Origin of the sequence: Salinispora tropica CNB-440, from assembly GCF_000016425.1 — a bacterium.
Lineage (GTDB): Bacteria > Actinomycetota > Actinomycetes > Mycobacteriales > Micromonosporaceae > Micromonospora > Micromonospora tropica.
On sequence record NC_009380.1, the window covers coordinates 4,094,319 to 4,107,515 of the forward strand.

Consider the following 13,197-nt stretch of genomic DNA (forward strand, 5'->3'; position numbering starts at 1 on the left):
CGCCCGAGGTGCCGCCAAACCAGCCCGCCGCTACGACACGGCTGTCGGAACGCGCCACCACCCCCGGGTACCCTCGAGGCCATGAAGCGGCTCTGGACTCCGGCGTGGATCGTGCGCCACGTGGCCATGGTCGTGCTCGTCGTGGGCTTCCTCGGGCTCGGCTGGTGGCAGCTCAGCCGGGCCGCCGGCGGCAATCCGATCAGCTGGGGATACGCCGTGGAGTGGCCGGTTTTCGCCGGCTTCGTCGTGTTCGTCTGGTGGCGGGAGGTTCGCCAGCAGCTCCGCGGGCCCGAGGGGACGAGCCCCGCGGTGGGAAGTGCTGAGTCACCCGCGACCACCGAGCCGACCCGGCTGGCGGTGCGCCGACCGGTACGGGTCAGCCGTGCGGCGACCACCGTGCCGGACAGCGATGATCCGGAGCTCACCGCCTACAACCGCTACCTGCGGTGGTTGACCGACAACCCGGGTGCTCGGCCCGGCGACTACCCCGGCTAGGCCGGGTCGGAAGGACGGACGACGGTGGGCGCAGCCCTGACCCGGTACCGCGTGATCGCCTGGATCGTCGGCGTGGTGCTGATCCTGCTCATGGTGATCGGAATGCCGCTCAAGTACGGCTTCGACAACGCGATCGTGGTGGAGACGGTGGGCCAGGCCCACGGCTTCCTCTACATGGTCTATCTGGTGGCCGCCTTCGACCTGTCCCGGCGGGCCGGCTGGCCGTTGTCACGCATGATCTTGGTGATGTTGGCGGGAACCGTTCCGTTCGTCTCCTTCTTCGCCGAGCGGCGAGTGAGCAGGTGGGTGACCGGGCAGGCCGCGGCCCCGGAGCCGGTGGCCAACGCCCCCGTCCGATAGAAGTTCACGTACATCCCTTCGGCAACAATCGCCACGACTTCCCCTGCGGGTCACTCCTGCCCCGGGTTACCTTGTCCGGGTCGGCCCACTCAACGCCGTCCGCACGGACGGCACGGTCCGGCGCCGCTGGGGCCTCCGCCCCTCCCCGGTGGCTGGTGGGGAGGAGAGAAGAGGAGCCGTCGCACTTGTCGTCCATCCGGAAACGACTTCCCGCCCTCGCCGTCGCGATAGTCTCGGCAACCCTGGTCGCACCGGTCGCGCCCGCCCGGGCCGAGCCCTCCCCCGCCGAGCTGACGCGACGCATCGAGAAAGCCTCCGCGGAGTTGGAACGCGTCGTGGAAGCGCACAACACCCTCGCCGAAGACCTCAAGACGAACAAAGCCACCCTGACCCGGTTGACCGCCCAGCTGGGTCCCCTGGAGCAACAGGTCGCGCAGAGCCGGGCCGAGGTCAACCAACTGGCGGTGGCCGCGTACAAAACCGGTGAGCTCGGTACCGCCACCGCACTACTGAGCCCAGACGACGCCACGACCCTGCTCAACCGGCTCACCACCGTCGACCGACTCGCCCAGGAGCGGCAGAAACGCATCACGGCCTTCACCAACGACCAGCGTCAGCTCCTCGCGCAACGGACGCGGCTGGAGGCCGTTGTGGAGAAGGCAGCCGCGCAGGCCCAAGGGCTGGCCAGCACCCGCAAGCGGATCGAGCGCGACCTGGCCGACCTGTACGAGCTGCGGCGACTAGCGTACGGCCGGGCAACCGAAAGCTCCACGGCCAGCCCGGACCACGTCCGAGCGGCACCATCGGTCTCCGGCGCGGCCGGGGTTGCGGTGCGGTACGCGTACGGGGCGCTGGGGAAGCCCTACCGGTGGGGCGGGGACGGTGCCGCCGGCTACGACTGCTCGGGCCTCACCTCGGCGGCATGGCGAGCGGCCGGTAAGTCACTGCCGCACAGCACCCGCCGGCAGTGGGGGGTGGTGGCGCACATCGAACGCCGCGACCTGAGCCCCGGCGACCTGGTCTTCTACCGCGGGCTCGGGCATGTCGCCCTCTACGTGGGCAATGGTCAGATCATCGACGCCCCAACCGCCGGGCGCAACGTGGTGAAGCGCGACATGAATATCATGTCGATCGTGGGATATGGGCGGGTTCGCTGAGCAACCCGCCCGAGGAGGACCGGGCCGGCATCCCCGCGGACGCCGGCCCGGTGCGCTCAGGCTGCTGCCTGGAGCCCCTCGGCGCGGGCCAGCTCCCGCAGCCGTCCGAGCGCCTGAATCTCCAGCTGCCGGATCCGCTCCCGCGAGAGCGAGAAGCGCGAGGCCACCTCGGTCAGCGAGTGCTCCCGGCCGTCCTCGAGGCCGTACCGGGCCCGCATTATGCCGGCCGAACGGTCGTCGAGGTGACTGAGGAGGCCCTCGATGCGCTGCCGCTCCAGGCCGGTCAGGACGATGTCCTCCGGTGATGGCGCGTCGCTGTCGGCGACAAGGTCACCGAGGTTGGTGTCGCCGTCGTCACCGACCGGGGTATCCAACGACACCGTGTCCTGCGACCAACGAACCAGCTCGTTGACCCGCTCGACGGTAACGCCGAGCGCCGTCGCGATCTGCTCCGGCTCGGGATCGCTGCCGAGCTCACGGGTGAGTTGCCGGGCCACGTTCCGCATCCGGTTGACATCCTCCACCAGGTGCACCGGTAGCCGCACGGTGCGCTCCTGCTGGGCGATCGCCCGGCTGATCGCCTGCCGGATCCACCAGGTCGCGTAGGTGGAGAACTTGAAGCCGCGCTCGTAGTCGAACTTCTCCACCGCCCGAACCAGACCGGTGTTGCCCTCCTGGATCAGATCCAGCATGGGCATCCCGGAACGGACATACCGTCGGGCGATCGACACGACCAGTCTCAGGTTGGCCCGGATGAACAGGTCCTTGGCCCGCGCCCCCTCAGCGACCAGCCGTTGGAGTTCTGCTTTCTCGACGCCGGCCGGCACACGGTCCTCGTCGAGCAGATGCTCGGCGTACAGTCCGGCCTCGATCGCCTTGGAAAGATCGACCTCCGTGGCGGCGTCCAGCAACGGCGTCCGGGAGATCTCGTGAAGGTAGACGCCGACCAGGTCGCGCTCCTCGGCGACCTCGTCGGTCCGCATGCCGTTATTCTTGTCCACGTTGCCCACGGTCCCCTCGCTCGCGCCGGTTGCCCGGTTCCTTGCCATCCCCACGTCCGCCAGCTCCCTCCCCGTACCATCCGCTGCTGCTCATCGGCGCTGACACCTGAACAACAGTTGAGACGCGTCAGGGATTCCATATCGTGAGTCGAACGTGTCACGAATGCCTGATAATCAGCTGAGAGCACGATCCATGTTTGCTGTCAGACCCCCGGGTGTGGCCCTGAGCTGGGCACCACGTCCGTTAGCTGGATCGACGGCCGCCGGTCCGGGTCAATGGCACCACCACCCAGACCAGGGGCACAGCGACCCGGGTCACCACCGCACTGCGATCCTGGTCACGCCCGGATATGCCGCGGCGGCCCGGTCGGTTCATCCACACCCGTAGTGATACCCCACGCCAGGGTGAACAATCCGCGGGCAGATTCCTGCCGGGCCGGGGCCAGTCGACGGCCCACCCCACCCATCCTGCCGATCACTGACGCGCCGGAATCCGGGCCGGCTCATCCGCCGGCTCCGGCGCCGCACCCAGCCAATCGTGCAGGTGCTCCCGAATCTGCCGACTCACCTCGTCTGCCGGACGGTCCGCGTCCACCAGCACGAAGGTGGGTTGCTCCGGCAGGCTCCGGTACGCGCGATCGGCCGCGATCAGGTATCGCATGCTCTCGTGGTCAGTGCCGCGCCGCTCGATCCGCCGGTACGCCTCGGTGGGGTCGACAGCCAGCAGGAATGTCACCTGCGGCTGGGGGAACACCCGGTAGCCGAGCCGGGCCATCCGCTCCCACCGGTGACCGCCGTGCGCCCGAATGCTCGCGTACTGGCAGGCGGCGTAGCGGTCCATCACCGCGACCCGGCCGGTCAGGCGGTGCCCCAGCAGGGCGGCGGCGATGGCAAGCCAGCGCAGAACCGACTCTGCGACCAGGAGGCCGGTACTCCCGAGGAGCCGCTGCGCGTCCGGCCGACCCAGTCGCCGCGCCACCCGGCCGAGGAAGCGCCGGCCACCAGCGTTGCGATGGTAGGTGGCGGGGAGCCCGACCTCGGTCAGCGCCACAGCCAGCCGGTGGGCCTGCGTCGTCTTGCCCGAGCCGTCGATGCCGATCAGGGCCACGGCGCGCAGTCGGGCCCTGCCGCGTCGCAGTCGGGCCCTGCCGCGTCGCGCCCCCTTGGAATCGGCCACCCTGCACACGCTATCCGACCCACGCTCTCACTCATTCGGCCGATCCATCACCTTTGGTGATGGTTGCCGCTTTTCCTGCGCACTGCGCGAGGTGTGGCGGAGCACGATGCCGGGTACCGCCCTGGCACCTCCGCCGGATCACCAGGAACGGAGAGCCAGATGGCCGAGCTCCGGGCCGAGAGCCTGGTGCACACGTTGAAGAAGGTCGCCGCCGTGCTCAAGCAGGAAGATATCCCCTTCGCGCTCGGCGGCAGCTTCGCGGTGTACGCGCACGGCGGCCACTCCAGCGAGCACGACGTCGACTTCCTGATCCGGAAGGTAGACGTTGACCATGCCCTGGGGGCCCTGGTCGCGGCTGGCTTCCTCGCCGAGCGCCCGCCCGAGGACTGGCTGGTCAAGGTCTTCGACGACGACCGCGTGGTGGATCTGATCCACCGACCCATCGAAACCCCGGTGACGGACAAGACCTTCGTCGACACCGTCGTCCGGCCGGTGGACGCGATCCACATGCCGGTGCTCTCGGCGACCCAGCTGATGGTGCACAAACTGCTCAGCTTCTCGCAGCACTACTGCGACTTCACTCGAGGCCTACCACTGGCTCGCTCGTTGCGCGAGCAGATCGACTGGGAACGGGTATGCCAGGACACGCGCCACTCGCCGTACGCCGAGGCGTTCCTGGTGCTGCTGGACCGGCTTGGGGTGGTGGCGTACGCCGGCACTCCGGAACGAGGGGAGACACCGTGACCGAGTACCGCGACGTCGCCACTCGACGAGCGACCGACGAGTACGTGGCAGCCGAGATTCACCGGCTCCTCGCCGAGGACCCCGACGTGGCCGAGCAGGGCATCACTGTCGTCCGCCGGGAGCTCGGCCTGGTGCTGCACGGCGAGGTGGAGAGCCCGCAGCGGCGGGACGAGATTCTCCGGCGCGTCGCCGCGCACTTCCCGAACCTGCCGGTCACCAGCGACATCGGGGTGATCCGCACGCAGCCGCCCACGGAGATCGAACAACTGCCCTGAGGGAGGCCCGATGGTGATCCGAATCGCCGCCGTGGGTGACGTACATCTGGACGAAGACGTGGTTGGCCGCTTCCGGCCGGCTCTTGAGGAGGTGTCGAACCACGCCGACGTGCTGCTGCTCGCCGGTGATCTCACCCGGCACGGCACCGAGGCGGAGGCGCGGTGTGTGGCACGCGAGTTCGGTGGCCTGGGGGTGCCGGTGGTGACCGTACTCGGCAACCACGAGTACCAGTGTGACGAGGTACCCCAGGTGGTGCGGGTGCTTGAGGCCGCCGGAATCACCGTGCTGGAGGGCACCGGGATGGTGTTGGACTGTGCGGGCGGCCGGCTCGGCGTCGCCGGGGTGAAGGGGTTCGGCGGGGGTTTCGCCGGGCGCTGCGCCGCCGACTTCGGCGAGCCGGAGATGAAGGCCTTCGTCCAAACCAGCACCGAAAGCGCGAACGCGCTCGGGGCCGCTCTCCGCTCCCTCGACTGCGACCTGCTGGTGGCACTGACCCACTACTCCCCGGTGCCCGACACGCTCGCCGGTGAGCCACCAGAGATCTATGCCTTTCTCGGCTGTTACCAGCTGGGCCAGGCGATCGACTCGGCCCCCACCACCCTCGCCCTGCACGGGCACGCCCATCATGGAACCGAACGCGGCACCACACCCGGAGGGGTACGGGTGCGTAACGTGGCGCACCCGGTGATCAAACAGGCATACAGCGTCTTTCACCTGGGCGGTCATCTCGATCAGGGCGAGGTTTCCCGCATGGGCAGCTCGGGTAGTCGGCCCGCGTGGAGCTGATTCTCTGGATTATCGCGGTCGTTCTGGTGGGGGCCGGCGTCTTCGCCCTGTTCCGGCACCAGATCCTGTGGGGAATCGTCCTCATCGTCGGCGGCCTGCTGGTCGGACCAGGCGGGGTCAACGCCATCAGCTGACGGCATGGACCGCAACCACGCCCGGGCGCGCCGGCGCGCACGTACCTCCGGCCGGGCCGGTGGCCGACGCCGATGGTGGTCCCTGCTCGGCTTCGTCACGGTTGTCTTCTGCGCTGCCGTGATCGGCGGGCTGGGAGCCCGCGACAGCAGCACCGTCTACGCCGGCCTCGAACAGCCCGCCTGGGCTCCCCCGGCGGGGGTTTTTGGCCCGATCTGGACGGTACTCTACGCGATGATCGCGGTCTCCGGCTGGCTGATCTGGCGACGCGGCGGCTTTGGTCCCGCGCTCTGGGCGTGGTCCGCGCAGCTGGCGTTCAACGCGGTGTGGAGCCCCCTCTTCTTCGGGGCCGGTCACTATGGGCTGGCATTCGCCGACATTGTTCTGTTGTGGTCGGCAGTCGGCGGGACCGTCCTGCTCTCCTACCCGATCTCCCGGGCTGCCGCGACTCTCCTACTGCCGTACTGGGCCTGGGTCTCCTACGCCGCCCTGCTCAACCTGGCCATCTGGCAGCTCAACGCGTGATCGTCCGGGTCATTGAATCGAAGTTTCCAGATCGTTATCCGCTCGTGTCGCCTCCGGGGTGGACCACACCAGATGCAGACGCTTTCGTGTGGAGCACGCCCATCGGACCGGCGCCAGGTCTGTCGCACCGACCCGCGCCGACCAGGAAGGAGGACGGCATGGCGGTCTTCGCCAGACCACACCAAGCCTTCGTAGTAGCTGGCGTGCTCGGCCTGGCCGTCGGCGCCACCGCCTGCGGTAGTGACGACGACGGCAGCAGCAGGGCCGATTCCCCAGAGTGCGCGGTATACGAGCAGTACCAGGGCAACGGCGGCACCGAGGTCTCCATCTACGCGTCCATCCGCGACGCGGAGGCGGACCTGCTCGAACAGTCGTGGGAGCAGTTCGCAGACTGCACCGGCATTGAGATCGACTACGAGGGCAGCGGCGAATTCGAGGCACAGCTCCAGGTCCGGGTAGACGGTGGCAATGCGCCCGACATCGCCTTCATCCCACAGCCGGGCCTGCTGAAGCGCTTCGCGCAGGCCGGCAAGCTCACACCGGCCTCGGCCGAGACCACGGCGATGGCCGAGGAGAACTACGCCGCCGACTGGCTGCGGTACAGCACCATCGGGGGAGAGTTCTACGGCGCTCCGCTGGGCTCGAACGTCAAGTCATTCGTCTGGTACTCGCCGACGATGTTCCAGGAGCAGGGCTGGTCGGTGCCGACCAGCTGGGACGATCTGATCGAACTCAGTGACCGGGCCGCCGCCGACGGCATCAAGCCGTGGTGCGTCGGCATCGAGTCCGGTGACGCCACCGGCTGGCCAGCCACCGACTGGATCGAGGACGTACTGCTGCGGACGCAGACCCCCGAGGTCTACGACCAGTGGACCACACACGCCATCCCCTTCAACGACCAGCGTGTCGTGGACGCGGTCGAACGGGCCGGCACCATTCTGCGAAACGACCGGTACGTCAACGGCGGCTACGGCGGCGTCAAGAGCATCGCCACCACCTCGTTCCAGGAGGGCGGTCTGCCGATCCTCCAAGACGAGTGCGCCCTGCACCGGCAGGCGTCGTTCTACGCCAACCAGTGGCCCGAGGAGAGCCGGGTGGCCGAGGACGGCGACATATTCGCGTTCTACTTCCCGCCCATCGACCCGGCGAAGGGCAAGCCGGTGTTGGGAGGCGGCGAGTTCACCGTCGCCTTCGACGACCGCCCGGAGGTCCAGGCGGTGCAGACCTACCTCGCCTCCGGTGAGTACGCCAACGGCCGGGCCAAGCTGGGCAACTGGGTGTCGGCGAACACGAAGCTCGACCTCTCGAACGTGACCAACCCGATCGACCGGCTCTCGGTCGAAATCCTTCAGGACGAGCAGACAGTCTTCCGCTTCGACGGCTCCGACCTGATGCCCGCCGCCGTCGGCGCCGGAACGTTCTGGAAGGAGATGGTGTCCTGGATCAGCGGCAAGGACACCGTGGCAGCCCTGGACGCCATCGAGAGTTCCTGGCCCAGCTGATCAACCCGCCCCGGTGGCCCGGCCGCACCGCCGGGCCACCGCCAGCCACGCATCCCCGGAGGGCGAATGAACTTCGACTTCGCCGATGAGGCACCAAAACTCGCGATGTTGCTGTACGGGGTGGTCGCCTTCGTGGCGGTGGTCGGTGGCCTCCTACTGCTACTCGACGTTGTCCCCGCCCGGCTCGCCCGCCGCCGGCAGGCCCGGCTCGCCCGCCGCCGGCAGGCCCGGCTCGCCGCGGCCGCCGCCGCGGGAACGCCGCTCGAGCCGGGCCGGCGCCGCTCCCGCGAGGGCCTGTTCGCCCTCTTCTTTCTGCTACCCACGGTCCTGATGCTCGGCATCGGGCTGATCATCCCCGCGATCCGTACCCTCGTGCTGTCGCTCAAGAACGGCGACAGCACGCAATGGGTCGGGCTGCGCAACTACGGCTGGATGGTCGACCGGCCCGAGATCGTCGACATCCTGTGGAACACCGCCCTCTGGGTGCTGCTGGTGCCGCTGCTGGCCACCTCGGTCGGCCTGATCTACGCGGTGCTCGTCGACCGCGCCCGCCTGGAGGCCCTGGCCAAGTCCCTGATCTTCCTGCCGATGGCGATCTCGTTCGTCGGCGCCGGCATCATCTGGAAGTTCGTCTACGCGTTCCGGCCCGCGGAGGCAGACCAGATCGGCCTGCTGAACCAAATCTGGGTGTGGGTCGGCGGCGAGCCCCAGCAGTGGCTGTCGAACCCGCCGCTGAACACCCTGCTGCTGATCGTGGTGATGATCTGGATCCAGGCCGGTTTCGCCATGGTGGTGCTCTCGGCCGCCATCAAGGCCATTCCCACCGACATGATCGAAGCTGCTCGTATCGACGGCGTGAACGCCTGGCAGCAGTTCTGGCGGATCACCCTGCCAGGTATCCGGCCCGCCCTGATCGTGGTGGTGGTGACCATCTCGATCGCCACGCTGAAGCTCTTCGACGTCGTCCGCACGATGACGAACGGCAACTTCAACACCAATGTGATCGCGACCGAGATGTACAACCAGGCGTTCCGGTACGGGCAGACCGGCCAGGGCTCTGCCCTCGCCGTCGTCCTGTTCATCCTGGTCATTCCCATCGTCATCTACCAGGTACGCAATCTGCGCCGGCAGCGGGAGGTATGACCCGTGACCACAACCGCCCCGACGCGGGCCGGAACCGAGGCACCGGCGACAATCGCCGGCCGGGTCCGCAGACGGCTCAACACCCGCTGGGCCACCGCCGTCTCGATCGTGATCGCGATCGTCTGGACAATCCCGACCTTCGGGCTCCTCGTCTCGTCCTTCCGGCCCGAGGACCAGATCAAGACGACCGGCTGGTGGACGTTCTTCGCTGACCCACAGCTGACGCTGGAGAACTACGAGCAGGTACTCTTTGGCCGCTCCTCGTCGGCCGGTCAGTTGGCCAGCTACTTCCTCAACTCGATCGTCATCACCCTGCCGTCGGTGTTGTTCCCGTTGGCCTTTGCCGCGCTGGCCGCGTACGCGCTGGCATGGATCAACTTCCGGGGGCGGGACTGGATCTACATCGGAATATTCGCGTTGCAGATCGTCCCGCTACAGATGGCCCTGGTCCCACTGCTCAGCTTCTTCTCCCAGGGCATCAGTGTCGGCGGTATCGACCTCCTGCCCGCCTGGAACCTCGACGACGAGCAGCGGTTCATCCAGGTCTGGTTCGCCCACACCTGCTTCGCGCTGCCCCTGGGTGTCTTTCTGCTCCACAACTTCGTGTCCCAGCTGCCCCGGGACCTGATGGAAGCAGCCCGGGTCGACGGCGCCACCCACCCGAAGATCTTCCGTACGGTCGTACTGCCGCTGATCACCCCAGCGTTGGCCGCGTACGGCATCTTCCAGTTTCTCTGGGTCTGGAACGACCTGCTGGTCGCGTTGATCTTCGCGGGCGGCGGTGACGAGACCGCTCCGCTGACCGTCCGCCTCGCCGAGCTGGCCGGGACCCGGGGCAACGAGTGGCAACGCCTCACCTCCGGGGCGTTCGTCGCGATCGTCGTGCCGCTGATCGTCTTCCTGTCGTTGCAGCGCTACTTTGTCCGCGGGCTACTCACCGGCAGCATCAAGGGGTGAAGCCTGCCCCCTACTACATCCGCCTGGCACGGGCGCGGAGCAGGACTCGCACCGCAGCGATGTCACGCGGGGAGCTGCGGGCGGCGAGCCAATACATGACCCCGGTTGGCACGAAGAACAGTTGGAACACGGCGAGCCCGACCGCGTAGTTCAACGGCGGCGGGAAGGCCGCCCGCAGCCCATGGAACACCACCCCGACCAGTCCGTTCCCGGCTGCCCGGCCAACCCCGTTGACCAAATTGCCGAGACTGTACACGGTGCCGCGGTGCTCCGGCGGGTTGACATCGGCGATCAGGGCGAACCAGTTCGGCGAGTTGGCCGAGGTCAGGGCAAGCGCCAGCAACGCCGTGAGCAGACTCAGCCCGACCGTCGGCTCGGTCAGCACACTCGCCAGCACCGCCCGGACGATGGCGCCCGGGCCGGCCCCGTCGGGGACGTCAATGCGAATCGGCACGAAGAAGAGCACCAGGTAGAACGGCAGCGCCGCGAGGATTCCGACCGCGGCGACCGTCGCCCGGCCGGACGGGGTACGACGTTGCAACGCATCGCCGACCAACCCGCCGACGATGGAGAAAACCCCGCCGAGCTGGAACAGGGTGGCGAAGACACTGCCCACCACGACCGCCGTCGCGGCCGAGTAGCCCTGAGCCTCGGCCCGTTCGGCGAAGAGCACCGGCAGCCAGACCAGCGAGCCGAACGCGGCCTGCGCGGTGAGGCCCTGCAAGATCAGCCAACGATTCGTCCGTCGGCCCAGAATCCGCGGCAGGTCAGCCCGGCTGATCTGGTGGTCGTACTCAGCGCCACCGGCCAACCGGTCGGCCAGCTCCGGTTCGCTCTGGCCGCGCCGAATGTCAAAGGTGAACAGGTACGCCGCGGTGGCACCGAGCCCCACGACGGTGAGCACCAGGAACGGACGTCGCCAGTCCGCCGCTCCGAGCAGGCCGCCCACCAGGGTGCCGGCCAGGGTGCCGACCCCCTGGGACAGCCCCCAGAAGCTCATCACCAGACCCCGTCGGCGAGGTGAGATCAAGTCGGTGACCACCGAGAAGCCAACCGAGCCAACAGCGCCGAGCCCCACCGCACCGACCACCTGGGCGGCCAGAAAGGTCGGATAGCTGTCCGCCACCGCGCTGCCACCGGTGCCGAACGCCCAGATCAGCGTGCCAACCATGAGCAGCGGCTTACGGTTGGTGCGGTCCCCGACGTAGGCCCAGCCCACCGCCGCCACCGCACTGACCAGGAAGTTGGCCGCGGTGACCAGGCCGAGTAGCCGCCGCGACACATCGAGTGCGTCGGCGATCGAGCCATACAGCGGAGGCACCAGGCCGATCGCCACATTGTCCAGGGAGGCGAGCAGCACGAACACCACGACGCTGTAGAACCGGTGCGCCGGGCTGCCGCCCCACAGCCGCACCGGACCACTGGTGGCCAAGGTCATGCCGGCAGCCAACCAGGGCCGGTTCACCGCCAGGTCACCGGGGTGGCGCCGGTGTGCTCCCGTGGTCGATGACGTGCTCCCGGGCCTGCGCGTACCGGGCCCGAATCGCCGGCACCGGGTCTGCCTCGTAGGTCCGCGGCGCGGCCACGGTCCAGATCGGCGGCTGTGCCCCGCCCAGGGCGGTCCAGGCCGCCTGGCGGGCAGCACCGTCGGCGACGTACTCGCCCGGGGGCGGCACGACCACCGGAACACCGAAGATCTGCGGAGCAACCCGTCGAACCGCGGTGGAGCGGGCGCCACCACCAACCAGAATCACCCGCTGAACGGCGACGCCCTGCGCGACGAGGGCGTCCAGGCCGTCGGCGAGCGCGCAGAGCATTCCTTCGACGGCCGCCCGGGCAAGGTGCGCCGGGGTGGCGGTACGCAGCGTCAACCCGTGCACCGCGCCGTTGGCGTCCGGCCGGTTCGGGGTCCGCTCCCCCGCCAGGTAGGGCACCAGGACCAGGCCATCCGCCCCGGGAGGCGCGGACAAGGCCAGGTCGGCCAGCTCCGCGAGGCCGACCCCGAGTAGCGCGGCGGCGGCGTCGAGCACCCGGGCCGCGTTGAGCGTGCAGACCAGCGGCAGGTATCGGCCGGTGACATCGGCAAAGCCGGCGACGATACCCGTCGGGTCCGCCGTCGGCTGCTCCGCTACACCGCACACGGTTCCGGAGGTGCCGATCGAGACGACCACGTCGCCCGGGCCCGCGCCGACTCCGAACGCGGCGGCGGCGTTGTCCCCCGCCCCCGGACCGAGCGAGACCTCCGGCAGCTCCGGGCCGCCCGCGAGCACGGCCGGGTCGAGTCGGCCGGCCGACTCCACCGGACCGAGCACCCGGGGCACGGTCACCATCCGGCCGAACGCCTGCTCGAGCAGGTCCCGGCGGTACGTTGCACTGGCCGGGGACCAGTAACCGGTGCCGCTGGCGTCGCTGCGGTCGGTGCTCAGCGCCGCCAGGCCAGGGGCCCCGGCGAGCCGCCAGGTAAGCCAGTCGTGCGGCAGGCAGACCGCGGCCACCCGGGCGGCGTTGCCCGGCTCGTGCCGGGCCAGCCAACGCAGCTTGCTGACGGTGAGGCTGGCGACCGGCACAACGCCCACGGCGTCCGCCCAGAACCGCTGCCCGGTCTCGCCCTCACCTGCCTCGGCGACCAGATCGGCGGCGGCGCCGGCGGAGCGGGTGTCGTTCCAGAGCAACGCCGGACGGACCACCGCCCCGGTCTCGTCAAGGCAGACCATGCCGTGCTGCTGACCGGCGACGGAGATCGCCCCGACGTCGGCGAGCCCGCCGGCGGCCGACACCGCCTCACCCAACGCCGACCACCAGGCCGCCGGATCGACCTCGGTACCGTCCGGGTGCGGCGCTCGACCCTGGCGAACCAGGACGCCGCTCTCCGCGTCCCGGATGACGAGCTTGCAGGACTGGGTCGAAGAGTCGACTCCGGCAACGAGCGGCATCCCGGCTCG

15 protein-coding genes are annotated in these 13,197 nt (G+C 69.2%); 11 read left to right on the top strand and 4 right to left on the bottom strand.

Annotated elements, in window-relative coordinates:
* Positions 1-81: 81 nt before the first annotated feature.
* The 3 genes from STROP_RS17985 to STROP_RS17995 all read left to right on the top strand — a co-directional run bounded on the left by STROP_RS17985 (position 82) and on the right by STROP_RS17995 (position 2,012).
* The gene (locus tag STROP_RS17985; protein WP_018831504.1) at positions 82-495 is read left to right on the top strand and encodes a hypothetical protein; all 414 of its coding nucleotides are present in this window, start codon (positions 82-84) and stop codon (positions 493-495) included.
* A 24-nt stretch (positions 496-519) separates the two neighbouring features.
* Entirely contained in the window at positions 520-855 is a 336-nt protein-coding gene (locus tag STROP_RS17990; RefSeq protein WP_012014784.1) for a DUF3817 domain-containing protein, read from the top strand.
* Positions 856-1,040: 185 nt separating this feature from the next.
* Positions 1,041-2,012: a C40 family peptidase gene (locus STROP_RS17995; RefSeq protein ID WP_012014785.1), complete on the top strand. Its 972-nt coding sequence runs from the start codon at positions 1,041-1,043 to the stop codon at positions 2,010-2,012.
* Positions 2,013-2,068: 56 nt separating this feature from the next.
* On the opposite strand, the gene STROP_RS18000 is transcribed toward STROP_RS17995, so the two are convergent.
* Positions 2,069-3,061, bottom strand: coding sequence for a sigma-70 family RNA polymerase sigma factor (locus STROP_RS18000; protein WP_028680565.1), 993 nt, complete (start codon positions 3,059-3,061; stop codon positions 2,069-2,071).
* Positions 3,062-3,488: 427 nt separating this feature from the next.
* Complete coding sequence (locus STROP_RS18005; protein WP_026275423.1) at positions 3,489-4,190, bottom strand: dTMP kinase; 702 nt, start codon at positions 4,188-4,190, stop codon at positions 3,489-3,491.
* A gap of 159 nt (positions 4,191-4,349) precedes the next feature.
* Between STROP_RS18005 and STROP_RS18010 the strand changes: the two genes are divergently transcribed.
* The 8 genes from STROP_RS18010 to STROP_RS18040 all read left to right on the top strand — a co-directional run bounded on the left by STROP_RS18010 (position 4,350) and on the right by STROP_RS18040 (position 10,255).
* A complete protein-coding gene (locus tag STROP_RS18010) occupies positions 4,350-4,934 on the top strand; it encodes a nucleotidyltransferase family protein (protein WP_012014788.1) in 585 nt (194 codons plus the stop codon).
* Positions 4,931-5,209 carry a hypothetical protein gene (locus tag STROP_RS18015; protein WP_012014789.1) on the top strand — a complete coding sequence of 93 codons (279 nt, stop codon included), beginning with the start codon at positions 4,931-4,933 and terminating at the stop codon, positions 5,207-5,209. Before STROP_RS18010 ends, STROP_RS18015 begins: the two co-directional genes overlap by 4 nt.
* Before the next feature lie 10 nt (positions 5,210-5,219).
* Positions 5,220-5,996: a metallophosphoesterase family protein gene (locus STROP_RS18020; RefSeq protein WP_012014790.1), complete on the top strand. Its 777-nt coding sequence runs from the start codon at positions 5,220-5,222 to the stop codon at positions 5,994-5,996.
* Positions 5,987-6,130, top strand: a complete 144-nt coding sequence (locus tag STROP_RS25235) for a GPGG-motif small membrane protein (protein ID WP_012014791.1) — start codon at positions 5,987-5,989, stop codon at positions 6,128-6,130. Before STROP_RS18020 ends, STROP_RS25235 begins: the two co-directional genes overlap by 10 nt.
* A gap of 4 nt (positions 6,131-6,134) precedes the next feature.
* Positions 6,135-6,653: a TspO/MBR family protein gene (locus STROP_RS18025; protein ID WP_012014792.1), complete on the top strand. Its 519-nt coding sequence runs from the start codon at positions 6,135-6,137 to the stop codon at positions 6,651-6,653.
* A 158-nt stretch (positions 6,654-6,811) separates the two neighbouring features.
* Positions 6,812-8,155 (top strand): ABC transporter substrate-binding protein, encoded by a 1,344-nt coding sequence (locus STROP_RS18030; RefSeq protein ID WP_012014793.1) that lies wholly within the window; start codon positions 6,812-6,814, stop codon positions 8,153-8,155.
* A 66-nt stretch (positions 8,156-8,221) separates the two neighbouring features.
* Complete coding sequence (locus tag STROP_RS18035) at positions 8,222-9,298, top strand: carbohydrate ABC transporter permease (RefSeq protein ID WP_012014794.1); 1,077 nt, start codon at positions 8,222-8,224, stop codon at positions 9,296-9,298.
* A 3-nt stretch (positions 9,299-9,301) separates the two neighbouring features.
* Entirely contained in the window at positions 9,302-10,255 is a 954-nt protein-coding gene (locus tag STROP_RS18040) for a carbohydrate ABC transporter permease (protein ID WP_012014795.1), read from the top strand.
* Between the two features lie 13 nt (positions 10,256-10,268).
* Here the strand turns inward: STROP_RS18040 and STROP_RS18045 are convergent, their stop codons facing one another.
* Both STROP_RS18045 and xylB read right to left on the bottom strand, forming a co-directional pair.
* Positions 10,269-11,693, bottom strand: coding sequence for an MFS transporter (locus STROP_RS18045; RefSeq protein ID WP_012014796.1), 1,425 nt, complete (start codon positions 11,691-11,693; stop codon positions 10,269-10,271).
* A 34-nt stretch (positions 11,694-11,727) separates the two neighbouring features.
* Positions 11,728-13,188, bottom strand: coding sequence for a xylulokinase (gene xylB, locus STROP_RS18050; protein ID WP_012014797.1), 1,461 nt, complete (start codon positions 13,186-13,188; stop codon positions 11,728-11,730).
* Positions 13,189-13,197: the final 9 nt, after the last annotated feature.